At 71.7% G+C, this 22,786-nt stretch carries 22 protein-coding genes; 7 read left to right on the top strand and 15 right to left on the bottom strand.

The genetic code is table 11. The features are described 5' to 3' along the window. The first annotated feature begins 267 nt into the window (after positions 1–267). The 3 genes from OG892_RS29170 to OG892_RS29160 are packed head-to-tail and all read left to right on the top strand — an operon-like array spanning position 268 to position 3,786. The gene (locus tag OG892_RS29170; protein WP_199884532.1) at positions 268–1,488 is read left to right on the top strand and encodes an ROK family transcriptional regulator; all 1,221 of its coding nucleotides are present in this window, start codon (positions 268–270) and stop codon (positions 1,486–1,488) included. A 22-nt stretch (positions 1,489–1,510) separates the two neighbouring features. Continuing rightward, positions 1,511–3,034, top strand: coding sequence for a M81 family metallopeptidase (locus OG892_RS29165; RefSeq protein ID WP_327339207.1), 1,524 nt, complete (start codon positions 1,511–1,513; stop codon positions 3,032–3,034). After that, positions 3,031–3,786: a copper homeostasis protein CutC gene (locus tag OG892_RS29160; protein WP_371630689.1), complete on the top strand. Its 756-nt coding sequence runs from the start codon at positions 3,031–3,033 to the stop codon at positions 3,784–3,786. Before OG892_RS29165 ends, OG892_RS29160 begins: the two co-directional genes overlap by 4 nt. A gap of 81 nt (positions 3,787–3,867) precedes the next feature. Here the strand turns inward: OG892_RS29160 and OG892_RS29155 are convergent, their stop codons facing one another. Beyond that, positions 3,868–4,389, bottom strand: coding sequence for a hypothetical protein (locus tag OG892_RS29155; RefSeq protein ID WP_073738705.1), 522 nt, complete (start codon positions 4,387–4,389; stop codon positions 3,868–3,870). Positions 4,390–4,614: 225 nt separating this feature from the next. Between OG892_RS29155 and OG892_RS29150 the strand changes: the two genes are divergently transcribed. Continuing rightward, positions 4,615–5,238 (top strand): YceI family protein, encoded by a 624-nt coding sequence (locus OG892_RS29150; RefSeq protein ID WP_371630688.1) that lies wholly within the window; start codon positions 4,615–4,617, stop codon positions 5,236–5,238. Positions 5,239–5,303: 65 nt separating this feature from the next. Here the strand turns inward: OG892_RS29150 and OG892_RS29145 are convergent, their stop codons facing one another. Further along, positions 5,304–5,618: a hypothetical protein gene (locus OG892_RS29145; protein WP_371630687.1), complete on the bottom strand. Its 315-nt coding sequence runs from the start codon at positions 5,616–5,618 to the stop codon at positions 5,304–5,306. 71 nt (positions 5,619–5,689) lie between these two features. Between OG892_RS29145 and OG892_RS29140 the strand changes: the two genes are divergently transcribed. Further along, positions 5,690–6,589 carry a LysR family transcriptional regulator gene (locus OG892_RS29140; protein WP_371630686.1) on the top strand — a complete coding sequence of 300 codons (900 nt, stop codon included), beginning with the start codon at positions 5,690–5,692 and terminating at the stop codon, positions 6,587–6,589. 36 nt (positions 6,590–6,625) lie between these two features. On the opposite strand, the gene OG892_RS29135 is transcribed toward OG892_RS29140, so the two are convergent. From OG892_RS29135 to OG892_RS29120, 4 genes are all read right to left on the bottom strand, one after another. After that, entirely contained in the window at positions 6,626–6,985 is a 360-nt protein-coding gene (locus OG892_RS29135; protein ID WP_242436880.1) for a hypothetical protein, read from the bottom strand. 68 nt (positions 6,986–7,053) lie between these two features. After that, complete coding sequence (locus OG892_RS29130) at positions 7,054–7,608, bottom strand: DinB family protein (RefSeq protein WP_328865291.1); 555 nt, start codon at positions 7,606–7,608, stop codon at positions 7,054–7,056. Positions 7,609–7,668: 60 nt separating this feature from the next. Next, entirely contained in the window at positions 7,669–8,328 is a 660-nt protein-coding gene (locus OG892_RS29125; protein ID WP_073738700.1) for a bifunctional 2-polyprenyl-6-hydroxyphenol methylase/3-demethylubiquinol 3-O-methyltransferase UbiG, read from the bottom strand. Beyond that, positions 8,325–9,389, bottom strand: coding sequence for an NAD(P)/FAD-dependent oxidoreductase (locus OG892_RS29120; protein ID WP_371630685.1), 1,065 nt, complete (start codon positions 9,387–9,389; stop codon positions 8,325–8,327). The genes OG892_RS29125 and OG892_RS29120 overlap by 4 nt, the downstream gene beginning before the upstream one ends. A 247-nt stretch (positions 9,390–9,636) precedes the next feature. Here OG892_RS29120 and OG892_RS29115 point away from each other — a divergent pair, with 247 nt between their 5' ends. Continuing rightward, on the top strand, positions 9,637–10,761 hold the full coding sequence (locus tag OG892_RS29115) for an FAD-dependent oxidoreductase (protein ID WP_371630684.1): 1,125 nt from the start codon (positions 9,637–9,639) through the stop codon (positions 10,759–10,761). 26 nt (positions 10,762–10,787) lie between these two features. Here the strand turns inward: OG892_RS29115 and OG892_RS29110 are convergent, their stop codons facing one another. Then, the gene (locus tag OG892_RS29110; protein WP_371630683.1) at positions 10,788–12,041 is read right to left on the bottom strand and encodes an MFS transporter; all 1,254 of its coding nucleotides are present in this window, start codon (positions 12,039–12,041) and stop codon (positions 10,788–10,790) included. 180 nt (positions 12,042–12,221) lie between these two features. Here OG892_RS29110 and OG892_RS29105 point away from each other — a divergent pair, with 180 nt between their 5' ends. Then, the gene (locus tag OG892_RS29105; protein WP_371630682.1) at positions 12,222–12,953 is read left to right on the top strand and encodes an alpha/beta fold hydrolase; all 732 of its coding nucleotides are present in this window, start codon (positions 12,222–12,224) and stop codon (positions 12,951–12,953) included. Between the two features lie 47 nt (positions 12,954–13,000). On the opposite strand, the gene OG892_RS29100 is transcribed toward OG892_RS29105, so the two are convergent. From OG892_RS29100 to OG892_RS29065, 8 genes are all read right to left on the bottom strand, one after another. Continuing rightward, positions 13,001–13,591, bottom strand: a complete 591-nt coding sequence (locus OG892_RS29100) for a dihydrofolate reductase family protein (protein ID WP_371630681.1) — start codon at positions 13,589–13,591, stop codon at positions 13,001–13,003. A gap of 82 nt (positions 13,592–13,673) precedes the next feature. Further along, the gene (locus OG892_RS29095) at positions 13,674–15,116 is read right to left on the bottom strand and encodes a hypothetical protein (RefSeq protein WP_371630680.1); all 1,443 of its coding nucleotides are present in this window, start codon (positions 15,114–15,116) and stop codon (positions 13,674–13,676) included. Positions 15,117–15,359: 243 nt separating this feature from the next. Continuing rightward, positions 15,360–17,234 carry a discoidin domain-containing protein gene (locus OG892_RS29090; RefSeq protein WP_371630679.1) on the bottom strand — a complete coding sequence of 625 codons (1,875 nt, stop codon included), beginning with the start codon at positions 17,232–17,234 and terminating at the stop codon, positions 15,360–15,362. Between the two features lie 54 nt (positions 17,235–17,288). Next, entirely contained in the window at positions 17,289–18,707 is a 1,419-nt protein-coding gene (locus OG892_RS29085; protein ID WP_371630678.1) for a GH1 family beta-glucosidase, read from the bottom strand. Positions 18,708–18,738: 31 nt separating this feature from the next. Then, complete coding sequence (locus OG892_RS29080; protein ID WP_073738694.1) at positions 18,739–19,752, bottom strand: ABC transporter ATP-binding protein; 1,014 nt, start codon at positions 19,750–19,752, stop codon at positions 18,739–18,741. After that, complete coding sequence (locus OG892_RS29075; RefSeq protein WP_371630677.1) at positions 19,749–20,726, bottom strand: ABC transporter permease; 978 nt, start codon at positions 20,724–20,726, stop codon at positions 19,749–19,751. The genes OG892_RS29080 and OG892_RS29075 overlap by 4 nt, the downstream gene beginning before the upstream one ends. A 3-nt stretch (positions 20,727–20,729) precedes the next feature. After that, positions 20,730–21,710 (bottom strand): ABC transporter permease, encoded by a 981-nt coding sequence (locus OG892_RS29070; protein ID WP_073738692.1) that lies wholly within the window; start codon positions 21,708–21,710, stop codon positions 20,730–20,732. Then, on the bottom strand, positions 21,707–22,765 hold the full coding sequence (locus OG892_RS29065; protein WP_073738691.1) for an ABC transporter ATP-binding protein: 1,059 nt from the start codon (positions 22,763–22,765) through the stop codon (positions 21,707–21,709). Before OG892_RS29065 ends, OG892_RS29070 begins: the two co-directional genes overlap by 4 nt. Between the last annotated feature and the right edge of the window lie 21 nt (positions 22,766–22,786).

Raw genomic sequence — 22,786 nt, 5'->3', positions numbered from 1 at the left:
GCCCGCAGCCGCTCAAGGGGGGTCGGCGCTGCGTTCACGACAGCTAACGCCGCCATTGCCGAAGAAACAAACAAGAATTAATAACAAGTAAGTTACTGCACTTTCGACGAAAGCCCTCTTGCCCCATTTAGCCCGACAACTTGGGATAGCTTGTGGTGATATAGGGGATTTTACGGGTGACGGACTTCCTTCAAGGGACTGTTCCCCTGTGCGAAGTGCGGGCGTATCGTCTTCGCCACATACCCCGTTGCGGAAGTAACTTTGTACATGACTGGAATAAGTACGTGGGACCGCAAGGCCACGAAAGGGACCCCGTCCCTCGCCGTGCGTGTTCTGGAACTGATCGCATCGGGCGAGGCGACGTCACGTACCGAACTCGCCGCACGCCTCGGGGCCGCCGCCTCCACCGTCTCCCTCGCCGTGGGGCACCTGGTGGACCGCGGTCTGGTCGCGGAGGAGGGCACCCAGTCCTCCACCGGTGGACGCCCCCGCAAGGTGCTGAGGATCGGGAGCCGCGACGAGTTCGCCGTCGCCGCCGACCTCGGCGGCCGGCACGCCAGGATCGGCGTGGTGCTTCCGGGCGGCGGCCTGACCGACGTCTCGACAGTCCCCTTCCTGATCGCCGACGGGCCGGAGGCGGCCCTGCCCCGGCTGGCCGAAGCCCTGGAAGCGCTGGCGGAACAGCGCGGACCCGGCCGCCTGCGCGGGGTCGGGCTCTCGCTGCCCGGCCCCGTGGACATCGCCTCCGGGTCTGTCGTGCGGCCCTCACGGATGCCCGGCTGGAACCGCTTCCCGGTCGCCGCCTGGCTGGAGGAGCGCTTCGGGGTCCCGGCGGCCGTGGACAACGACGCCAACTGCATGGCGGTCGGCGAACACACCGTCCGGCTCGACGGGAACGCCCAGACGATCATGGTGAAGATCGGGTCCGCGATCGGAGCGGGCGTGATGGCCGAGGGCCGCCTCTACCGCGGCGCGACCGGCGCCGCCGGGGACATCACCCACATCCGGATCGACGCGGGCGCCGGTATCCCCTGCTCCTGTGGCAACACCGGCTGCCTGGAAACCGTGGCCTCCGGCGCCGCGCTGGTCCGCATCCTGCGCGAGCGCGGGGCGGACGTGAACAGCACGGAGGACGTGGCGCGACTGGCCCTGGACGGCGATCCGCTGGCCACCCGCACGGTCCGCAGGGCCGGCGACTACCTGGGCCAGGTGCTGGCCGCCAACGTCAACTTCTTCAACCCGGACGCCGTCTACCTCGGCGGCATCCTCTCCACCCTGGAACAGTTCGTCGCCGCGGTGCGCAGCCGTCTCTACGAGAGCTGCCACCCGCTCGTCACCGAGCACCTCACCATCGAGCGGACCAGGCTCGGCGCCGACGCCGGACTGGTCGGCGCCGGGCAGTTCGCCCTGCAACGCGCCCTGGCCCAGGCCCTGCACGAGGTGGGCGGAGCCGAACGGTTCGGCACTCTCGCCCCCCGTCACCTCTGACACCCGACCCCTACGAGGAGCCATGTCGCAATCCCGCACCGCAGCATCCCGCCCGGTCATCGCCATCGCAGGGCTCGGCATCGAGTCCTCCACCTTCTCCCCCGCCCGGACCGGGGCCGCCGCCTTCCACCCCTCGCGCGGCACCGAGGTGCTGGACCGCTACCCCTTCCTGGCCGCCGGTGAGGAACTGCGCGAGGCGGCCGACTGGCACGGCGCCCTGGTCGGCAAGTCGCTGCCGGGCGGCACCGTCACCGCCGCCGCCTGGACCGAGCTGACCGACGAGCTGATCGAACGGCTCGCCGCGCTGCCCCGCCCGGACGGCCTCTGGTACGACATCCACGGCGCGATGACCGTGGAGGGCATCGACGACGCCGAGGCGGTTCTGCTGGACCGCATCCGCGCCACCGTCGGCCCCGACGTCATCGTCTCCACCTCGATGGACCTGCACGGCAACGTCTCCCGCGAGCTCGTCCACGGCAGCGACCTGATCACCTGCTACCGGATGGCCCCGCACGAGGACCACATGGAGACCAAGGAGCGGGCCGTCCGCAACCTGGTGGAGCTGCTGGCCTCCGGCGCGCCCCGTCCGGTCAAGGCCTGGGTGCCGGTACCGGTGCTGCTGGCGGGCGAGCAGACCTCCACCCGGATCGAGCCGGCCAGGAGCGTGTACGCGGCGGTGGACGACGTCGAGGCCATGGACGGCGTGACCGACGCCGCGATCTGGGTCGGCTACGCCTGGGCCGACGAACCCCGCAACCGCGCCGCGGTGGTGGTCACCGGCACCGACCGGGCCGCCGTGTCCGCCGGTGCGGAGCGCCTGGCCGAGGGCTTCTGGAAGGCCCGGGACGACTTCGACTTCGTCGCCCCGACCGGCACCTTCGACGGAATCCTGGACGAGGCCCTGGGCTCGGACCAGCGCCCCTACTTCATCAGCGACACCGGGGACAACCCGACCGCCGGGGGTTCCGGTGACATGACCTGGGGGCTGACCCGGCTGCTGGCCCGCCCGGAGTTCCGGGAGGACGACGGCCCGGTCGTCATCTACGCCTCGGTGCCGGGCCCGGCCGCCGTCGCGACGGCCGTCGCCGCCGGGGTCGGCGCCACCGTCACGGTCACCGCCGGGGCGGAGGTGGACGACCGGCACGCGGGCCCGGTCACCCTGACCGGCACGGTGCACTCCGTCCGGCACGGCGACCGCGACGCCCGGACCGAGGTCGTGATCCGGGTGGGCAGTGTGTACGCGATCCTCACGGAGCTCCGTAAGCCCTACCACCACGAGGCCGACTTCACCGGCCTCGGCCTCGACCCGCGGGGCGCCGACGTCGTGATCGTGAAGATCGGCTACCTGGAGCCCGAACTCTTCGACATGTCGGTCGGCTGGAAGATGGCGCTCACCCCCGGCGGTGTGGACCAGGACCTGGTGCGCCTGGGCCACCACCGCATCCGCCGCCCGATGTTCCCGTTCGACCGGGAGATGGCGGACCCGGACCTGTCGGCCCGCGTCATCCCCGCCTCCGACCAGCCGCTGACCGGGGACGACGAGTGAGCGCCCGCCCCGCCCTGGAGATCGCCGTCACCTCAGCGGCGGGCGCCCGCGCCGCCAGGGAGAACGGCGCCGACCGGGTCGAGCTCTGCACCGCGCTGGAGCTGGGCGGACTGACCCCGTCGGCCGCGCTGGTCGAGGCGGTCGCGGCCGAGGGGCTGCCGGTGCAGGTGCTGGTCCGATGCCGGGCCGGTGACTTCGTCCATGACGCGGAGGAGATCGCGCTCATGGCCGCCGAGGTGCGGTCCGTCATCGCCTCCGGCGCCGCCGGAGTGGTCATCGGCGCGCTCACCGCCGACGGCGCCCTGGACACGGTCGCGGTCGCCCGGCTCGCCGAAGCGGCCCGCACCTCGGGCCGCCCGGTGGAGGTGACCCTGCACCGGGCCGTCGACCAGTCAGCGGACCCGGTGGCCACCGCCGCGCTGCTGCCCTCCCTCGGTCTGACCCGGGTCCTCACCTCTGGCGGCGCTCCGGCCGCAGCCGACGGGCTGGCGGTGATCGGCGCGATGGTCGCCGCCGCGCCCGGGGTGCAGGTGATGGCCGGCGGCGGCGTGCGCCTCGCCGACATCCCGGCGCTGGCCTCGGCCGGTGTCGCCGCCGTCCACCTCTCCGCCAAGACCCGCGCGCCGCGCCGCGCCGGCGGCAGCTGGATACCGCTCGGCGCGGGCGGAGCGTCGGCCGAGCAGGACACCCACTTCGTCACGGACCCCGAGGTCGTCGCACAGGCCCGACGAGCCCTGGAGGCGGCGGGCTGACCACCGCCGCCCCGCGCATGAAGGCGCCCCCGCCCGGGAGTTGGGCGGGGGCGCCTTCTGCGCGGGGCGGACCGGAGCGCGTCAGCAGCCGCCGCAGTTGTAGTACGTCACGTCCCAGTGGTTGCCCTCGTCCGCGTAGACGTTGCCGGAGCCGGACTGGTACTGGGGCGCGCCGTCACCGCGCAGGCCGATGTAACTGAACACGCCGTGCACGTAGTTGGTGAGACAGGTGGTCTTGCCGAAGTCGAGCTTGTAGCCGTTCCAGTGCGAGTACGTGCCACTGGCGTGCCCGGTCTCGGTGCCGCCGGTGATGTTGAGCGCGCAGCCCGTGGCGCTCTTGAGGGTCTGGGCCCCCTGGGCGCTCTCCAGGTTGAGCTGGTCGAACGAGGTACAGGTGGCGACGTTCCGGTTGGAGCAGCCGCCGGAGGACGACCAGGTGACGCCGGACGAGCTGAATCTGGCGGTCGCCTGGCTGTGGGTGAGCTTGCTGACGGCGAAGGCGTCCGTCGCACCGGAGACGACACCGATTCCGGGGGCGAAGAGGACTCCGAGGACAAGGGCGAGAACGGTCAGGACGGGGCGCAGCGTCATACGGGACACCATGGGGACTCCTCCTGTGCATGACAACGTGGGGGCAGGGAGATAGTGCCCGAGTTCTACGCGCGTCCGCCAGAGGGCGTGGGGTGACGGTCGCGTGAATGCGTGGCGCCGCACGGACAGACCCGGACCCTTGATGTTGAACTTTGAACTAGATGGGGTTACAGTCGATCTCGTTGAAGGTTAAACAATCACGTCGAGCCCCGCTCGATCACGTCCCGAGGAGGAGCCATGGCTCTGTTCAACCGCAAGTCCAACGACACCGCGAGCACCACGACCGCCGCCGCCGCCGTCGACCCGGCCCTGGCCGCCCTCACCGGCGACTACACGATCGACCCGTCCCACAGCAGCATCGGCTTCACCGTGCGCCACGCGATGGTCACCAATGTGCGCGGCTCCTTCGGTGAGCACGAGGGCAGCCTGAAGCTGGACGGCAGCAACCCGGCCGGCTCCGCCGTCTCGATCGACGTCAAGATCGCCAGCGTGGACACCGGCATCGCGGACCGCGACGGGCACCTGGTCAGCGGCGACTTCTTCGACGCCGAGAAGTTCCCCCTCATGACGTTCCGCTCGACCTCCGCCGACCAGCTCGGCGGCGACAAGTACCGCGTCACCGGCGACCTCACCATCAAGGACGTCACCCGCCCGCTCGCCATCGACCTGGAGTTCAACGGCTCCGCGACCGACGTGTACGGCAACGAGCGCGTCGGCTTCGAGGGCGGCACGGAGATCCTGCGCTCCGACTGGGGCCTGACCTGGAACGCGGCGCTGGAGACCGGCGGCGTGATGGTCAGCGACAAGGTGAAGCTGAACTTCGACATCTCCGCGATCAAGGCCGCCGCACCGCAGGCCTGATCCCGCAGCACGCCGGGCGCCCGCCGTCCGCTCCCCGTGAGGAGCGGACGGCGGGCGCGGCCGCGTCAGAGCGGCTGGTGGTTGGCCCAGACGACCCGGTACGGGTACCGGGCCTGCCAGCGCCGGATGAGTTCCTCGGCCCCGGGGGCCGAGAACGAGGCGTTGAGCGCGTCGAGGTCGGCGAAACCGAACCGCACGATCGCGGTGGCGGCGAACACGGGGCTGTGCTCATCGGCGGGCACGCGGATGTGGTGCTCCGCCGAGAACGACTTGATCTGCCCGGAGTCGCGCATGAGCTGTTCGATGTCCTTCAGGAACTGATCCAGCTCCGCGTCCCGGACGGGTTCGTTGAACGAGACGATCATCGTGTGGTCAATCATGAGTTCAATCCAACCCCGGCACCCGGTGCGGAGTCCAAGACCGATCGGGCCTCGAACGATAACCTGTGGGCATGGCTGACCTGGAGACGCGTGAGATCGAGTACTTCGTCGCGGTGGCCGAGGAGCTGCATTTCGGCCGGGCCGCCGAGCGCCTGTCCATCGCCCAGCCGGCGCTGTCGAAGGCGGTCCAGCGCCTGGAGTCGCGGCTCGGGGTCCAGCTGCTCACCCGCTCCAGTCGCCGGGTCTCGCTGACGCCGGCCGGCCAGGCGCTCCTGCATCACGGCCGCCACGCGCTCAACGCGGTGAGCGCGGCGGCCGAGGGAGCCCGCCGGGCGGGTGCGCCCGAGGCCCATCTGCGGCTGGTGATCAAACCGGGCGGCGACGCGAACCTGCTGTCGGGGATCCTCGCCGCGTACGCCCGCAGACCGGGCGCCGGCAGGGTGGACGTCCTGTTCGGCGGCGCCACCGACCGGGCCGACCATGTGCGCGACGGCCGGGCCGATCTGGCGCTGCTGTACACGCCGTTCGACGATCTGACGGGGTTGGACCACAGGGCCCTGTTCCTCGAAGGGCGCGTCGCGATCCTGCCGCGCGGGCACCGGCTGGCCGGTCGCGAGGAGCTGCGGATGGCCGATCTGGCGGGCGAGACACTGCCGCGCTGGAAGGGCGTGCCCAACAGCGGAGAAGGAGTCATCGGCGGCAGCGGCCCCGAGATCGCGGACGTGGCACAGATGACTCAGCTGATCATGCTCGGCCGGACGATCGCGGTCCTGCCGCGCTCGTCCGTCGAACCCGTCCACCCGGGGCTGGTGTACAAGCCGGTGGCCGACGCGCCGCCCAGCCGGATGGTCGTGGCGTGGTCACGGATCGACCAGCGGCCGCTCGTCGCCTCGTTCGTCGATGCCGCGGTCTCCGCGAGCAGGTCGCGGCCGGACCCGGCCACGCATCAGGACTCAGGTGCTGTCGGCTGACACGGCCGGGTCCGGCGCTACGGGCCCGCTACCGCGTCAGCACTCGCGGAGGCCGGGGGCCGGGTCCACGCCGGTCTTCAGGGAGACGGCGGGGACGTTGCCCCACTGGCCGTTGTCGAGCTGGGTCCAGTACCAGATGTCGTTCTGGCCCTGGTGCGGGTCGCCGTGGCCCCAGCAGGCGAACCAGTTGAACCCGGTGGTGAGCGTGCCACGGGTCGCCGAACGGTAGGAACGGTCCGCGTATCCCTTCGCACCCACGGCGTTGCCGCAGTACAGCCGGCCGTCGGAGCGGACCCCGCACTCGGCGGCGTGGGCAGAGGTGGCGGGCACCGAGAGTGCGAGCAGGGCGGTGGCGGCGAGGGTGCCGAGCGCGCTGGTCAGGCGTCGAGTATTCATGATCGCCTCAACGGCCGGGCCGCAGCGGTGGTAACGGCCACCGCTGCGGCCTCACCCGACCGCCCGGGTCAGCCCATGCTCTTCGCGCCGTCCAGCGACTCACGGATGATGTCGGCGTGCCCGGCGTGCTGAGCGGTCTCCGCGATGATGTGCATCAGCACCCGGCGGACCGACCACCGCGCGTCCGCCTCGAACCAGGGAGCCTTCGGCAGCGCATGGGTGGCGCCCAGGTCGGGCAGGGTGGCGACCAGTTCGTCGGTCCGGCCCGCCTCCTTCTCGTAATCGGCCAGCACGCCTTCCAGCGTCTCGCCCGGCAGCATCCGGAATTCGTCCGCCCGGCGGGCCCAGTCGGCCTCGGTCATGGCGGTGAAGTCCGGCATGACCGAGGCCCCCTCCACCATGAAGCCGGCCCAGCCCCGCTCGACCCCGGTGACGTGCTTGATCAGACCGCCCAGGCACACCTCGCTCGCCGTGGGCCGCAGCCCGGCCTGCTCGTCGGTGAGGTCGCGGGTGGTGAAGCGCAGGAAGTGCCGCTGCTTGGCCAGCGCCTCCAGCAGATCGGCGCGCTCGCCAGTGAGGGAAGCTGCGGCCGCGTCGCGGGTGTCCGGCTCATTGACGTTCATGGTCTCCGCCTTCGGTCGTTCCTGTTCCGCCGTCAGGAACGACCCTAGAACCCGTATAGGTCAGCTCCCGTCCTGTATGCCGGACGCGTGGCGGCGGACCTTCAGAGCGTTGTCGGTACGGGTGGTGGGGTTTCCGTCCGGGTCGTTCTGCACCCGCTCGTGCTCCTCGCTGACCAGCACGTCCCACTCCCCCGCCGGGAGTTCGAGGGATGCCAGCACCTCGTCGGTGGTGGGGAGTTCCATGTCCGCGTGGTTGTGCTCCCACGCCGGGAAGCCCGCGTGCCCGACGATCAGGAGCACCCCGCCGGGCGCGACGGCCGAGGCGGCCCGCCGCAGGATCGCCTCACGCGGCAGGTCGCCCATCGAGTGCAGGAACGAGGCGGTGACCAGGTCGTACTCCCCCTCGGGGAACGAGACCCCGAGGTCGTGGAACTGCCAGTCGACCAGCTCCCGCACCCCCGCCTCCGCGGCGTGTTCCGCGGCCCGCTCCAGCGCGACGCGCGAGATGTCCGTGGCGGTGACCTGCCAGCCCCACCGCGCGAGCCAGACCGCGTCGGCCCCTTCACCACAGCCGAGGTCCAGGGCGCGCCCCGGCGCCAGCCCCTCCACCTCGCGGACGAGCGCGGTGTTGGGGTTCCCGCTCCAGATCCGGGTGCTCTCGCGGTAGCGCTCGTCCCAGAGTTCCGCGTCGGTCGGGGTCGGCGTGCTGTCGGTTGTCATCGTGTCTCCAGCAGTCCGTGACGGCGGTCTCCGAGCGTCTTCTCGCAGACCTGGCGCTCGGCCTGCGCCGAGAAGGGTGCGCGGCGGGCCTCGACCGCGCGGCGGGTGTCCGCGCCCACCAGGTCCGCGTTGATGGCGGAGGCCGCCTTCAGCCCGGCCGCGGCGGCGCCGATGACCTGCTCCATCAGGTTGGTGACGTTACCGGCGACCCAGACCCCGGGCACCTCGGTCGCCCCGGCCGGATCGGACGCGATGTACGTACCGACGGTGTGACCGCCCACCTCCAGCGCGGTGGGGTACAGCCCGAGGCCGTCCAGCACCCCGGACCTCGCGGTGAAGCGCGGCTGGACCACCACGGCCTCGCGCGGCACGACCCGGCCGCCGGCCAGCCGCACCCCGGTGAGCCGGTCCCCGCTCGCCTCGATCCCGGTCACCTCCCCGTCCACCACGGCGATGCCCCGGGCGGCGAGCTGCTCGTACTCCTCGTCCGCGGGCTCGGGTGCTTGGTGCAGGAAGAGGGTGACGTCGTCGCTCCACTGCCTCCAGAGCAGCGCCTGGTGCACGGCCATCGGGCTCGTGGCCAGGATGCCGATCGGGGCGTCCCGCACCTCCCAGCCGTGGCAGTACGGGCAGTGCAGCACGTCCTGGCCCCACCGCTCCGCCAGGCCGGGGACCGGCGGCAGTTCGTCGACGAGCCCGGTCGTGACGAGGAGGCGGCGCGCGGTGACGGCGCTCCCGTCATCCCGTACGACCCGGAAGCCCGCCCCGCCCGGCAGCCTCTGCGCCGTCACGGCCGAACCCTCGACGATCTCGGCCCCGTACCCGGCGGCCTCCTCCCGGCCGACGGCCAGCAGCTCGGCCGGCGGCAGGCCCTCGCGCCCCAGGTAGTTGTGCGCGTGGGACGCGGGTGCGTTGCGCGGGCTGCCCGCGTCGATCACCAGCACCGAACGCCTGGCCCTGGACAGCGCCAGGGCCCCGCTCAGCCCGGCGGCACCGCCGCCGATCACCACTACGTCGTACGTCTGCGTCGTCCGTGTCGTCCGCGTCGTCATGTCGCTCATGCGAAACACCTCCATCTGCGGACGATGGTGCGCGCTTCCACGCCACACGGCAAAGATCCTTGCCGAAGCGGCAAACCTCCTGGTGGCCTTCCCTCCGGGGCCGCGGCCCCACCCCGTGTCGGCCGCCTGTCGGCGCGGGCAGGGTGGTGTCGGTGCGGTGTCGGCGGCCTGTCGCCGGAGGCCCGGACGCTTGGGGCAGAGCCTGTCGGAGCCCGTCCGGCAGGCCTGCGACCGGCTTGGAGTCGGCATGACCACTCATGTCACGATCATCGGCGCCGGACTCGGCGGCCTCACGCTCGCCCGCGTCCTGCACGTCCACGGCATCCCGTCCACCGTCTACGAGGCGGAGGCCTCACCGACGGCCCGCACCCAGGGCGGGATGCTCGACATCCACGACTACAACGGCCAGTTGGCGGTGCGGGCGGCCGGACTGATGGACGAGTTCCGCTCCATCGTCCTGGAGGGCCGCCAGGCGATGCGGGCGCTCGACCGGGAGGGGAACGTCCTGCTCGACCAGCCCGACGACGGCACCGGCGGACGCCCCGAGGTACAGCGCGGCGAGTTGCGGCAGCTGCTGCTCGACGCGCTCCCGGACGGCACCGTCCGGTGGGGCCACAAGGTGAGCGGTGTCCGGAGCCTGGCCGAGGGGCGCCACGAGGTGACCTTCGCCGACGGCTCCACCGTCGTCACGGGCCTGCTGGTCGGTGCGGACGGGGCCTGGTCGCGGGTCCGTCCGCTGGTCTCCGACGACGTACCCGTGTACACGGGCATGTCGTTCGTCGAGACCTACCTGTTCGACGCCGACGAGCGGCACGCCGCTGCCGCGAAGGCGGTCGGCGGCGGGTCGATGTTCGCGATAGAGCCGGGCAGGATCCAGCTCGCCGCCCACCGGGAGAGCGGTGCGACGCTCCACACGTACGCGATGCTGACCGAGCCGCAGTCCTGGTTCACCGCGATCGACTTCACCGACACCGCCGCGGCCACCCGGCGGATCGCCCAGGAGTTCGCCGGCTGGGCCCCCGAGCTCACCGCCCTGATCACCGACAGCGACACCGCGCCGGTCGTGCGCCCCCACCACACGCTGCCGGTCGGGCACCGGTGGGAGCGGGTGCCGGGAGTCACCCTGGTCGGTGACGCCGCCCACCTCATCCCGCCGAACGGCGAGGGCGCCAACCTCGCCATGCTGGACGGCGCCGAACTCGGAGCGGCCCTCGCCGCGCACCCCGACGACGTCGAGGCCGCGCTCGGCGCGTACGAGCGGGTGATGTTCCCCCGCAGTGCCGAGGTCGGCGCGGCGGAGGCACAGGCCCCGGCCAACCCCACGATCGAGGAAGTGATCAGCTTCTTCGCGCACGGCGACGAGCCCGTCTGAGCTGCCGCCCTCGGACCCGGCCGCCCTCAGACCCGGTCGACGGCTTCCCCGGCGTCGGCGGGTGCCGGCCCGGGGGCGCTCTCGCGGCGGGGCAGCAGCAGCGGGGTGGCCAGCAGGACGATCCCGGCGACGGCGATCGCGATGCGCGGGCTCGTGACGGCGGCCAGCAGTCCCCACAGCGCGGTCATGGCCGCGATGGCGGCGCTGCTGCTGATCGACCAGGCGGACAGAGTGCGCGCCACCCGGTCGGGTTCGGTGTGGTCGAGCCGGTAGGTGGCCAGCAGCGGATTGAACAGGGCGCAGCAGGTCACCAGGCCGAGCTGGACGAGGATGATGAGCGCCATTCCGGGGACGCCGGGCCCGACGAACGCGAGTCCGACGGGCCAGCAGGCGCGCAGCGCCCCGGAGGCGGTCATCATCCGGTGCCGGCCGAACCGCGCCGCCAGCGGGTGCGCGAGCCGTGAGCCGACGAGGCCCCCGACGCAGGGGGCCGCGAACACGAGACCGTACTGCCAGGGGGCGAAGCCGAGGGGGCCGAGCAGGAGCACGGCCAGGATCGGCGCGGAGGCCATGATCAGGCCGTTGACCACGATCGAGTTGAGGAGCAGCGGGCGCAGCGTGGGGTGGGCGAGGAGGTAGCGCCAGCCGTCGAGCAGATCACCGGCCCGCAGCCGGGGCGCGGCCGTTCGCGCGGGGCCGGGTTCCGTTCCGCCGATGGCACGGATACCGAGCGCCGAGAGCAGATAGCTGACCGCGTCGGCGACCACGGTCGTCACCGGGCCGAACAGTCCGATCGCGGCCCCGCCGAGCGGCGGCCCGATCATGGTCGAGGTCCATGTCGTGGATTCGAACCGGCCGTTCGCGACGAGCAGGTCCTTCGACGGTACGAGCGCCTTCAGATAGGCACCGCTCGCCGCCTTGAAGGCGATGTCGGCCGCCGCGACGACGACCGAGACGAGCAGGAGCTGGACGAAGCCGAGCAGACCGAGCGCGAACGCGGCGGGAATGCTCATCAGCGCCGCGAACCGGATCAGGTCCATCGCGATCATCACCGGCCGCTTGTGCCGGAACTCCACCCAGGGGCCGAGCGGCACCGCGACCAGCGCCCCCACCGCCCGCCCGGCGGCGGCCAGCGCCGCGACCTGGGTCGGCCCGCTGTGCAGGACGAGCACCGCGATCAGCGGCAACGCGCCGAACCCGAGCCCGGTGCCGTACGAACTGACCGCGTACGCCGCCCACAGCCACCCGAACCGACGCCCCAGCTTCCGTCTGCCCGCCATGCCCCACATGCCTCCCGCCGGTCCGGACAGCCCTACGCCGGCCACCAGGCATCAAAGCGACCGAGGGGCGGTGAGAGCAAACAACCGGCGGGGACGGCACACAACCGCTGATTGTGTGCCTACGATGGTCGGCGTGGGTATCGAGGCCCTGCGCGCACAGAGCGATGTTCCGGAGAAGACATGACGTCGGCCGGCCCACCACCCATCGTCTTCGTGCACGGCACCCGGTTCAGCGCGGGGCAGTGGAGTCCGCAACTGGCCGCGCTCGGTACGGAATTCCCGGCAGCCGCTGTCGACCTGCCGGGCCACGGCTCCCGCTCCGCCCAGCCGTGGAGTCCGGACGCGGCGACAGAGATCATCGCCTCGGCAGTGGACTCGCTCGGCCACGGGCCGGCTCTGGTCGTCGGGCACTCGCTCGGCGGCTATACGGCGCTGGAGTTCGCGCGGCGCCGCCCCGAGCTGCTGCGTGGGCTGGTCCTCGCGGGGGCCAGCGCCTCGACCCGGGGCGCGTGGGCCACGCCCTACCGGTGGGCCGCCGGGCTCGTCCCCCGGCTGCCGACGGAGAGACTGACCCAGTGGAACGACCGGCTGCTGCGTCGGCGCTACCCCGCCGACGTGGTGGCCGCGACCATCAGCGCCGGTTACGCCTTCCACACTCTGCCGGCGGCCTGGGGCGATGTGCTGGGCCGTTTCGACGCGGACGCGATGCGCCATGTGGACGCCCCGGTGCTCATCCTGAACGGCGAGAAGGACACCGTCTTCCGGTCCGGCGAGAGGGAGTTCGCCCGCGCGCATCCGAACGCCCGCGTCGAACTGATCCCTCGGGCCGGGCACCTCGCGAACTTCGACGACCCGGACGCCTTCACCGGCGCCGTCCGCCGCTTCGCCCGGCAGTTGCCCGTCCGCGGCTGAACACGCCGTCGCCGGCCGGGACTCCCGGACAGGCCCGGCCGCTCCCCCTACGGCGCCGGACGGTACGTGCACACCTGGACGCCCGCGGGGCTGGTGACGGCCGAGACCAGTTCGAGGGTGCGCAGTCCGCCGTCCGCCGGGAAGATCGACTTCCCGCCGCCCAGCAGCACCGGCATGATCACGAGCCGGAGTTCGTCGACCAGGCCCTCGCTCAGCAGTCCGCGTACGAGCGTGGGGCTCCCCATCACCAGCAGGTCGCCCTCGCCCCGCTCCCGAAGCTCCTGGATGCGGGCGGCGGCCTTCTCGCCGGGGATGCGTTCGGTGTTGGTCCACGTCAGGTCGTCGTCGCCGAGGGTCTCGGTCACCACGTACTTCTGGAGGTTGTTCATCCGGTCGGCGAAGGGGTCACCGGCCCGCTCGGGCCATGCCGCGGCCATCGTCTGCCAGGTGCGGCGGCCGAACAGCAGGGCTACGGCCCCGTCCACCGCCTCGCTGAAGGAGGCGCCGACCACGTCCGCGTCGAAGAACGGGTGGGACCAGCCGCCGTGCGCGAAGCCGCCGTCCCGGTCCTCCTCGGCACCGCCCGGCGCCTGCACGACGCCGTCCAGGCTGATGAACTCGCTGATGACAACACGCATGCCGCTCACTCCTCGGTACTTCGGATCAGGTGTACGGAAACAGAGACTGCCGGCCCGCCCGGAACTCATCGGCGGACGCTCCCTAGAAACCGCCGCCCCCGAAGTCCCCGCCACCGCTGCCGAATCCGCCCCCGTCTCCGAATCCCCCGCCGCCGCCGTCTCCGAACCCGCCGCCGCCGAAGCCCGAGGAGTCGAAGTCGGAGCCGGAGAAGTCGCCGCCGCCGAAGTCGCCGCCGGAGCCGAAGTCGCCGCCGCCGTACTCCGCCGCGTACGCCGGGGTGGAGAGCATCGAGCCGAGCATCGTGCCGACCAGCAGGCCGGGCAGCAGGCCGCCGCCGAAGTAGCCGCCCGCCCAGGGGCCGTAGGCCGGGCCCGCCTCCCAGTAGGGGCGGCGGCTGCCGTCGCCCATGTCCACGGTGCGGCTCATCGGGTCCTCGCCGTCGCGCAGCCGGATCTCGTCGGCGCCGCAGACCGGGACCTCGCGGGCCGCGCCGCCCGACGGGGACCAGCGGACGTCGGCCACCGAGGGGCCGTGGCGCGGGTCGAAGAAGCAGGGCGGGCGGCGTGCGGGCAGTTCGGCGCCGGTGCGCCGGGCGTCGAGGACGGCGAGCGAGAAGCGCCCGTCCTCCAGTGCCTGGGTCACCCCGCGCACGTCGGAGGGGTGGCGGGCATGCTCCATACGCGATTTGGCGCTCTCGTAGGAGTCGAGGGCGCGTTCGTAGTCCGCGCGCATCGAGTCGTCGGCGCCCGCCTCCGCCGGATGGAAGTCCAGCCGGTCCAGCGTCTCGCCGTACTCCGTGATGTCCTCGTCCACGACGACCCGCAGCTTGTCGAGCGCCGCCTGCTCCTCGGCCTCCTTGCGCCCGCGGTTGCGGCGGACGATCGTGTAGGCGCCCGCGCCGCCGAGGACCACCACCGCGCCGACCGCGATCAGCCCGGCGGCGGACGAGCCCCGGCCGGACGAGGAGCCGCCGCCCCAGGAGTCGGGCGCGTGGCCCCGGGCCTGTTCGACGGCGCGGTCGACGAAGCCGTTCAGCTGGGTCGCGGCATCGGGGGCCGCGCCCGGTGCCTTCACGGCGGCGGTGAGGTTGCGCACCGCCTGCTCGGACATCACCTGCGGGTCGGCGCCCGCGTTGAAGCCGTCGCCGAGCCGGATGGCGTAGACGCCGGTGATCCCGGTGTCGGTGCGCAACGTCCTGAGCACGCTCGACGCGGGGAAGGCCGAGGTCTGCGGGAGCACGGCCACGAAGACCGGCTTGTCGGCGTCCTTGATCTTCTTCGTCAGGGCGGCGGCCTGGCCGCGGGAGAGCTGCGCGGACGCGGCCGGATCGACGTACACCGGGCTCTTGCGCAGCGCCCGCGCCACATCGTCGACGGTGGACGCGCTCACGGCCGCGGGCCGGGCGGGCGCGGCGGGACCGGCAGCCGGGGCGAGCGCCAGGACCAGGGCGGCCGCCGACAGGAGCAGCAGCAGTCCGGCCAGGAGCGCCGGTATCAGAAAGGTCGGGAACGTTCTGTTCCGCATACCTCGAACGTAACCCACATGGCCCATCACTGCGTCCCGGGGCCGGTGCCGTGGGTGCCGGGGACGTAGGGGCCGGTGCCGTCGTGGCGTGGACGATCCACGGCAGCGGCTGCACGCCCGGACGTACGCGGGCACGGGCACGAGCACGGGCGCGGCAACGGTCACGGTCCGACGCTCCGTCCGGCAGGACTGCCGGACGGAGCGTCTGTCACCGGGCCTGCGTGGGGCCGGGCCCGGCGGGCGCTACTTCTTCTGCTCGACCTTGACCCAGTCGATCTCGGCCTTGACGCCACCCTGGGCGACCCGGTCGACGCTGGACTGCGGCAGGCCCCAGTACGGCTCGGTGACCTTGTTCCAGCCGGCCGGGTAGGCGCCGCCGAGGGCCAGGTTGAGGATCACGTACTGGTTGTGGTCGAAGACCCACTGTCCCCGGGTGGACTCCAGCTTCTGCCGGGAGGTCTTCTGGACGACCCGGTCGTCGACGGTGAACCTCATGCCCTCCGGCGTCCACTCGACGCCGTAGGTGTGCCACTCGTCGGCGCGGCCGCCGTCGGCGTAGGGCTGCTGCGCGCCGATGTTGCCGTCGGCGGAGTAGCCGGGTCCGTGCAGCGCGGAGCTGGTCCAGTCCCCGTAGCCGATGTTCTCCATGATGTCCGTCTCGCCGGAGCCGGGCCAGGAGACCGTCGGGTCGTCGACGTTGCTGCCGAGCATCCAGAACGCGGGCCAGTAGCCGTCCCCGACCGGCAGCTTCATCCTGGCGCTGACCTTGCCGTAGGTGAAGTCGAACTTGGTGTTGGTGTCGACCCGGCCGGAGGTGAAGTCGAAGGTGCCGTTGGGTGTGGACGTGCAGCCCTTGCAGTACTTCGACTCCAGGACGAGCGCCCCGTTCTCGGTGCGGATGTTGTCCGGAGAGTCGACGTAGGCCTGCGACTCACCGTTCACCGGCCCCATCTCGGTGCCCGTGCGCACCACCCGCCACTTGGAGCGGTCCAGGCCGGAGTCCGTGAAGTCGTCGAAGAACGTGGTGCTGTACGCGCCGCCGGGGTCCTTCGGCAGGGCCGGATAGGCGGCGTCCGCGCTGCCGCCGGTGCCCCAGACCTGGAACTCGTAGAGCGAGTAGCCGAACTGGGCGGTCGAGGGCGCGGGATTGTAGAAGGAGCGCCGTTCCACGCCGAGCATCCGGACGTAGCGGCCGGTCGCCGGGGTGGGCAGGGTGACGGTGTCGTGGCGTCCGGCGGCGTCGCCCGGCGCCTTGATGTCGGCGCGGCGGGCGGCGACCTCGTCGGCGGTGGGCTGGTAGACGGTGCGCCAGGTGCTGTTGTCGTCGGACACCTGGATGCGGTAGTCGACGCCGTACGCCGCCTCCCAGTACAGGTCGACCGAGTCGATGGTGGAGGTGGCCCCGAGGTCGACGCTCACCCAGCGGTCGGCGTTCCAGTCGCTCGACCAGCGGGACTGGCCGCCCTTGAGATCGGCCGGCCAGCCGCCGTCGGTGACGAAGGCGGGTGAACTGCCCGCGTCCTGGTAGAGGTTGCCGTACGCGGGGTGGTTCAGGGCCAGGTTGGTGCGGGTGGTGGAGGCGGGCGCGGGCTCGCCCCCGTACACCTTGAAGGCGGACAGCGCGTAGCCGCCTCCGGTGGCGCGCTGGATGCCGCGCATCCGGACGTAGCGGCCGGTGACCTCCTGCGGGTAGGTGTGGGCGGTGACGCTGCCGCCGGTGCCGGCGTCCTCGGTGTAGAACGTCGTCCAGTCGGTGCCGTTCTTCGACACCTCCAGGGCGTACTGCTTGCCGTAGGACGCCTCCCAGTCCAGGGTGACCTGGCTGATCCGGTAGCCGGCGCCGAGGTCGACCCGGAGCCAGGCGTCGTCGGCGGCGTCGCTCGACCAGTGGGTGGCGGCGTCGCCGTCCGCGGCGGCGCCCGGTCCGGTGGCGTCGTTCTCACTGCCGGACGCGGTGACGGCGCCGGGGTTCGCGGTGTGGGCGGCGGCCGTCAGGTCGGTGTCCCAGGCCGCGGCCCGCACGGCGGCCCGCGAGGGGGCGGGCGCCGCGAAGGCCATGGGGGCGGCGAGGGCGATCAGAGCTGCGGTGGTGACTGCCAGAGTCGTACGAGAGGGCACGGTGGGGCTCCCGTTCGTATCGGTGGGGTCGCGCGACCGCGCACGCGAGCGCGGTTACGCGTTGCGGGTGTGGTGGATGGTGTCGCGGTACCACTTGGCGCTGTCCTTGAGCGTCCGCACCTGCGTGTCGTAGTCGACGCGGACGATGCCGAATCGCTTGTCGTAGCCGTAGGACCACTCGAAGTTGTCCATCAGCGACCAGGCGAAGTACCCCCGGACGTCGGCCCCTTGGGAGCGGGCGGCGGCGACGGCGGCGATGTGGTCGGCGAGGTAGGTGATGCGCTCCGCATCGTGGATCCCGCCGTCCTCCGAGACGGTGTCGTCGAACGCGGCGCCGTTCTCGGTGATGACCGTCGGGAGACCGTAGTCCTTCTCCAGGCGGACGAGCAGGTCGGTGAGGGCGGTGGGGGTGATCTCCCAGTCCATGGCGGTACGGGGCAGGTCGCGCTCGACGACGCGGGTGACGGGCAGCCCTTCGGCGTCGAGCACAGCGCCCTGCTCGGTGACGCCGGAGAAGAGGGAGCCCCGGTAGAAGTTGACGCCGAGGACGTCCAGCGGGGTGGCGATGACCGCGAGGTCGCCTTCCTGGACCGGGAGTTCGATGCCCTGGACGGCGAGGTCGGTGACGATGTCCTCGGGGTAGGCGCCCTTGACGACCGGGTCCAGGTAGAGGCGGGCGCCGAGTCCGTCGGCGCGGCGGCAGGCCTCCGCGTCCTCGTGGCTGTCCGTCTCGGGGGTGGCGGTGCCCAGGTTGAGGGTGATGCCGAGTTCCAGCTCGTTACCGCGGGCAGTGGCCTGCTCGCGCAGGTACTGAGAGGCGAGGCCGTGGCCCAGCAGCAGGTGGTGGACGGCGTGGATGGCCTCACCGAAGTTCTGCCGGCCGGGGGCCTGGTTGCCGTACGCGTAACCGAGCATCGCGGAGCACCACGGCTCGTTCAGCGTGGTCCAGTGCTTCACCCGGTCGCCCAGGGCGTCGTACGCGAGGGCCGCGTACTCGGCGAACCGGTAGGCGGTGTCACGGGCCGGCCAGCCGCCCGCGTCCTCCAGCTCCTGCGGCAGGTCCCAGTGGTAGAGGGTGATCCACGGGGTGACGCCCTTGTCGTCCAGCTCGTCGACCAGTCGCTTGTAGAAGTCGAGGCCCTTGGCGTTGGCGGGGCCCCGGCCGCCGGGCTGGATGCGCGGCCAGGCCAGCGAGAAGCGGTACGTGTCGACGCCCAGGCCCGCGATCAGCGAGACGTCCTCGGGCATCCGGTGGTAGTGGTCGCAGGCCACATCGCCGTTCTCGCCGCGGACGACCATGCCCGGCACCCCGCAGTACGTGTCCCAGATCGAGGGCGTGCGGCCGTCCTCCGCCGCCGCCCCCTCGATCTGGTAGGCGGCTGTGGCGACGCCCCAGCGGAAGTCCGTGGGCAGACCGGGAACGGCCTGGGCGGCGATCTCGCGGGCGTAGGCCTGGGGGGTGACGAGGTTCATGGTTCTCCTGTGGTGTGCGGTGCGTACGTCGCTAGGAACGGGCGACTGCGGGGGCCGGGACCTCCCGGTGGAGCCAGCAGGCCACCGAGCGGGAGCTGTCCCCGTTCGGTGCAGCGAGCACCGGGACGTGCGTGTCGCAGCCCTCGACCTTCTTGGCGCAGCGCGGGTGGAAGGCGCAGCCGGCGGGCATCGCGGACAGGTGCGGGGGCGAGCCCGGGATGCCGCTGAGTTCGCGCCGGGGGCCGTGCAGCGCGGGGAAGGAGTGCAGCAGTCCGTCGCTGTAGGGGTGGCGGGGGTCGCGGTAGATGTCGGCGGAGCCGGCCTCCTCGACGATCCGGCCGCCGTACATGATCGCGATCCGGTCGGAGAACTCGATCAGGAGCGAGATGTCGTGCGTGATGAAGACGACGGAGAAGCCCAGCTCCTCGCGGAGCCTGACCAGCTGGCGCAGGATCTGCCGCTGCATGACGACGTCCAGGGCCGTCGTGGGCTCGTCCATGATGACGACCTCGGGTTCCAGCGCGAGTGCCATCGCGATCATCACGCGCTGGCGCATTCCGCCGGAGAGCTGGTGCGGGTAGGCGGCGAGCCGGTCGGCGGAGATCCCGACGAGCTTCAGGAGCTCCTGGGCCCGTGCGGTGCGCTCGGCGCGCTTCATCTCCGGGCGGTGGGCCTGGAGTACGTCGGTGAGCTGGCTGTGGACCGTGTGGACCGGGTTGAGGGAGTTCATCGCGCCCTGGAAGACGATCGACAGCTCCTGCCAGCGGAAGGCGCGCAGTTCGGGCGCGGACAGGGTCAGCAGGTCGAGCGTCCCGCCGTCGCGCTGGTGGTAGCGGACCTCGCCGCCCGTGATGACGCCGGGCGGGGAGAGCAGCCGGGTGACGGCGTAGGCCAGGGTGGACTTGCCGGAGCCGGACTCGCCCGCGAGGCCGAGCACCTCGCCCCGGTGCAGGGTGAGGTCGATGTCGCGCAGCGCGTGCACGGCGTCGTCCCCGGTCCCGTAGTCGACGTTGAGGCCGCTGATGCTGAGGACGGGCTCACTCATGAGCGGTTCTCCTTCCCGGGGTCGCCCGTACGGGCCACGGGGGTGAAGCCGACCCGCATCCGGACCTTGCGGGAGCCGCCGGTCTCGGTGCGCAGGCGCGGGTTGACGAATTCGTCGATGCCGAAGTTGATGAGGGCGAGGGACATGCCGAGCAGGGCGATGCAGAGCCCGGCCGGTACGAACCACCACCACGCGCCCTGGGCCAGGGCCTGGTTGGACTGGGCCCAGAACAGGACGGTCCCCCAGTTCCAGTTGGAGATGTCCGCGACGCCGATGAAGGCGAGGGTGATCTCGGAGAGGATCGCGAAGATGACGGTGCCGACGAAGCCGGAGGCGATGACGGCGGTCAGGTTCGGCATCACCTCGAAGAAGATGATCCGCCAGGTCGACTCGCCGGTGGCGCGGGCCGCCTCGACGTAGTCCCGTCGGCGCAGCGAGAGCGTCTGGGCACGCAGCACCCGTGCTCCCCAGGCCCAGGAGGTCAGGGCGATGACGGCCGCGATCAGCAGGTCTCCGGTGTCGGAGACGAAGCTGGCGATGATGATGATCAGCGGCAGTCCGGGGATGACCAGGAACACGTTGGAGAGCAGCGAGAGCACCTCGTCGGCGGTGCCGCCGAGGAAGCCGGCGCTGACGCCGATCAGTACGGACAGGATCGTGGCGAGGATGCCGGCGATGAATCCGACGACGAGGACGCCCCGGGTGCCGACGAGGACCTGCGAGAGCACGTCCTGACCGGTCTGGGTGGTGCCGAACCAGTGCGCCCCGGAGGGCGGCTGGAGCAGTTCCTTGCCCATGGTGTCCGGGTCGTAGGGGGCGATCCACGGGCCGATGACGGCGATCAGCACGAAGAAGAGCAGGATGCAGAGTCCGACGACGGTCTTGCGGCCGCGCAGGAACCGGAACCTGCGCTTGCTCGCGGCCGGGGTCTCGGCCGCGTCGAGTACGGCGACCTCGGTGGCGGTGACAGCCATCTGCTACGCCTCCCTTCGGGTACGGGGGTCGAGGATCATGTACAGGACGTCGGCGAGGAGGTTCGCCGCCAGGACGGAGAGCGTGATGATGAGGAAGACGCCCTGCATGAGGGGGTAGTCCTTGGCGCCCACGCCCTGGAAGAGCTGGTAGCCGATGCCCGGGTAGGAGAAGACCATCTCCACCAGCAGGGTGCCGCCGACGATGAAGCCGAGCGAGAGCGCGAAGCCGGAGATGTTGGGAAGGATCGCGTTGCGGGCGGCGTACCCGAACATCACCCGGCGCTCGGAGAGCCCCTTGGCCTGGGCGACCATGACGTAGTCCTCCGAGGAGACCGTCACCATCATGTTGCGCATGCCGAGGATCCAGCCGGCCACCGCGCTGAGCACGATGGTGAGGCCGGGCAGCACGCCGTGGTAGAGCGCGCTGGAGATGAACGGCCAGTCGAAGGCGGGCACCAGCGAGTTGTCGTAGCCGCCGGCGGCCGGGAAGAGCGGCCACTTCACGGCGAACAGCGAGATGGCGATGAGACCGAGCCAGAAGTACGGGATCGCGGAGATGAAGGTGGTGACGGGCAGCAGGCTGTCCAGCCATGAACCGCGCCGCCAGCCGGTGAACACCCCGATGCCGGTGCCGAGCACGAAGCTGATCAGCGTGGTGATGCCGACGAGCGCGAGTGTCCACGGCAGCGACTGGGCGATGACCTCGCTGACCGGGGTCGGGAAGAAGGTGAACGACAGGCCGAGGTCGCCGTCGAGCAGGTGGCCCCAGTAGTCGGTGTACTGCTGCCAGATCGACTGGTGCTTGTCCAGGCCGAAGAGCGCCTCCAGGGAGGCGATGGCGCTGGTGTCCAGCTGTCCCTGGAACCGGGCGATGAGCGACTGCACCGGGTCGCCGGGCATCAGCCGCGGGATGAGGAAGTTGATGGTGATCGCGGCCCACGCGGTGACCAGGTAGAAGGCGAGCCTCTGCAGCAGGTACTTCACTTCGCGGCCTCCTTCTCGTGGTCACCGGCGCGGCCGGCGCCGTCCGCGTACAGCCAGCAGGCCGCCCACTGGCCGTCGGCCAGGTCGAACCGGGGCGGCAGCTCGGTGCGGCAGCGCTCCATCGCCTTGGGGCAGCGCGGGTGGAAGCGGCAGCCGGCCGGTGGGTCGATGAGCGAGGGGGGCTCGCCGCTGCCCGTCTCCTCCTGCTCCTCCTCGGCGACCACCCGGTCCGGGTCGGGTGCCGAGGCGATCAGCAGCTGGGTGTAGGGGTGGGCGGGGCGCTGGGTGACGGTCTCGCTGTCGCCGCCCTCCACGATCCGGCCCGCGTACATCACCAGCGTGGAGTCCGCGAAGTAGCGGGCGGAGGCGATGTCGTGGGTGATGTAGAGGATCGCGAGGTGCATGCGGTCCTTGAGGTCCTTGAGCAGGTTGAGGACCCCGAGCCGGATCGAGACGTCCAGCATCGAGACGGGCTCGTCCGCGAGGAGGACCTGGGGGTCGGCGCCGAGCGCGCGGGCGATGGCCACGCGCTGGCGCTGACCTCCCGACAGCTCGTGCGGGAACTTGTCCAGGTACTGATGAGGAGGAGTCAGCTGGACGCGGTTCAGCAGAGCGGTCAGGTTCTGTTCCAGTTCCGCCTCGCCGTTCCCCGCCCGGTCGTGGATCTTCAGCGACCGGGTGAGGTGGTAGCGCACGGTGTGCACCGGGTTCAGCGAGGCGAACGGGTCCTGGAAGATGAGCTGGACCCGGCGTACGTAACTGCGGAAGGACCGGCCACGTCCGGCCTTCGCCGGCTGCCCGCCCAGGTGGATCTCGCCCTCGGTGAGCGGATACAGCTGCGCGAGCAGTCTGGCGACGGTGGACTTCCCGGAGCCCGACTCCCCCACCAGTGCCGTGACGGTGCCGCGCCGAAGTTTCAGCGAGACGTCGTCGACGGCGTGGACGGTACGGCGCTTGCCCGCGAGGAGATCGCGGCCGGTGCGCCGTACGGCGAAGTGTTTGGTGACTCCGCGTGCTTCGAGCACGACGTGGTTCTTTTCGAACTGTTCAGACATGGCCGGTACCTGGATCCCTGT

Source organism: Streptomyces sp. NBC_00341 (genome assembly GCF_041435055.1).
Classification (GTDB): domain Bacteria; phylum Actinomycetota; class Actinomycetes; order Streptomycetales; family Streptomycetaceae; genus Streptomyces.
This window is presented reverse-complemented; position numbering and strand designations above follow the sequence as displayed.

What these genes read in the sequence shown, in the direction of transcription:
- OG892_RS29100 (WP_371630681.1), bottom strand. Translation starts at nt 13,591, where the DNA reads ATGCGTGTTGTCATCAGCGAGTTCATCAGCCTGGACGGCGTCGTGCAG.
- OG892_RS29075 (WP_371630677.1), bottom strand. Translation starts at nt 20,726, where the DNA reads ATGGCTGTCACCGCCACCGAGGTCGCCGTACTCGACGCGGCCGAGACC.
- OG892_RS29140 (WP_371630686.1), top strand. Translation starts at nt 5,690, where the DNA reads ATGGCTGACCTGGAGACGCGTGAGATCGAGTACTTCGTCGCGGTGGCC.
- OG892_RS29145 (WP_371630687.1), bottom strand. Translation starts at nt 5,618, where the DNA reads ATGATTGACCACACGATGATCGTCTCGTTCAACGAACCCGTCCGGGAC.
- OG892_RS29115 (WP_371630684.1), top strand. Translation starts at nt 9,637, where the DNA reads ATGACCACTCATGTCACGATCATCGGCGCCGGACTCGGCGGCCTCACG.
- OG892_RS29065 (WP_073738691.1), bottom strand. Translation starts at nt 22,765, where the DNA reads ATGTCTGAACAGTTCGAAAAGAACCACGTCGTGCTCGAAGCACGCGGA.
- OG892_RS29130 (WP_328865291.1), bottom strand. Translation starts at nt 7,608, where the DNA reads ATGAACGTCAATGAGCCGGACACCCGCGACGCGGCCGCAGCTTCCCTC.
- OG892_RS29150 (WP_371630688.1), top strand. Translation starts at nt 4,615, where the DNA reads ATGGCTCTGTTCAACCGCAAGTCCAACGACACCGCGAGCACCACGACC.
- OG892_RS29155 (WP_073738705.1), bottom strand. Translation starts at nt 4,389, where the DNA reads ATGGTGTCCCGTATGACGCTGCGCCCCGTCCTGACCGTTCTCGCCCTT.
- OG892_RS29125 (WP_073738700.1), bottom strand. Translation starts at nt 8,328, where the DNA reads ATGACAACCGACAGCACGCCGACCCCGACCGACGCGGAACTCTGGGAC.
- OG892_RS29170 (WP_199884532.1), top strand. Translation starts at nt 268, where the DNA reads ATGACTGGAATAAGTACGTGGGACCGCAAGGCCACGAAAGGGACCCCG.
- OG892_RS29105 (WP_371630682.1), top strand. Translation starts at nt 12,222, where the DNA reads ATGACGTCGGCCGGCCCACCACCCATCGTCTTCGTGCACGGCACCCGG.
- OG892_RS29110 (WP_371630683.1), bottom strand. Translation starts at nt 12,041, where the DNA reads ATGGCGGGCAGACGGAAGCTGGGGCGTCGGTTCGGGTGGCTGTGGGCG.
- OG892_RS29095 (WP_371630680.1), bottom strand. Translation starts at nt 15,116, where the DNA reads ATGCGGAACAGAACGTTCCCGACCTTTCTGATACCGGCGCTCCTGGCC.
- OG892_RS29085 (WP_371630678.1), bottom strand. Translation starts at nt 18,707, where the DNA reads ATGAACCTCGTCACCCCCCAGGCCTACGCCCGCGAGATCGCCGCCCAG.
- OG892_RS29080 (WP_073738694.1), bottom strand. Translation starts at nt 19,752, where the DNA reads ATGAGTGAGCCCGTCCTCAGCATCAGCGGCCTCAACGTCGACTACGGG.
- OG892_RS29120 (WP_371630685.1), bottom strand. Translation starts at nt 9,389, where the DNA reads ATGAGCGACATGACGACGCGGACGACACGGACGACGCAGACGTACGAC.
- OG892_RS29135 (WP_242436880.1), bottom strand. Translation starts at nt 6,985, where the DNA reads ATGAATACTCGACGCCTGACCAGCGCGCTCGGCACCCTCGCCGCCACC.
- OG892_RS29165 (WP_327339207.1), top strand. Translation starts at nt 1,511, where the DNA reads ATGTCGCAATCCCGCACCGCAGCATCCCGCCCGGTCATCGCCATCGCA.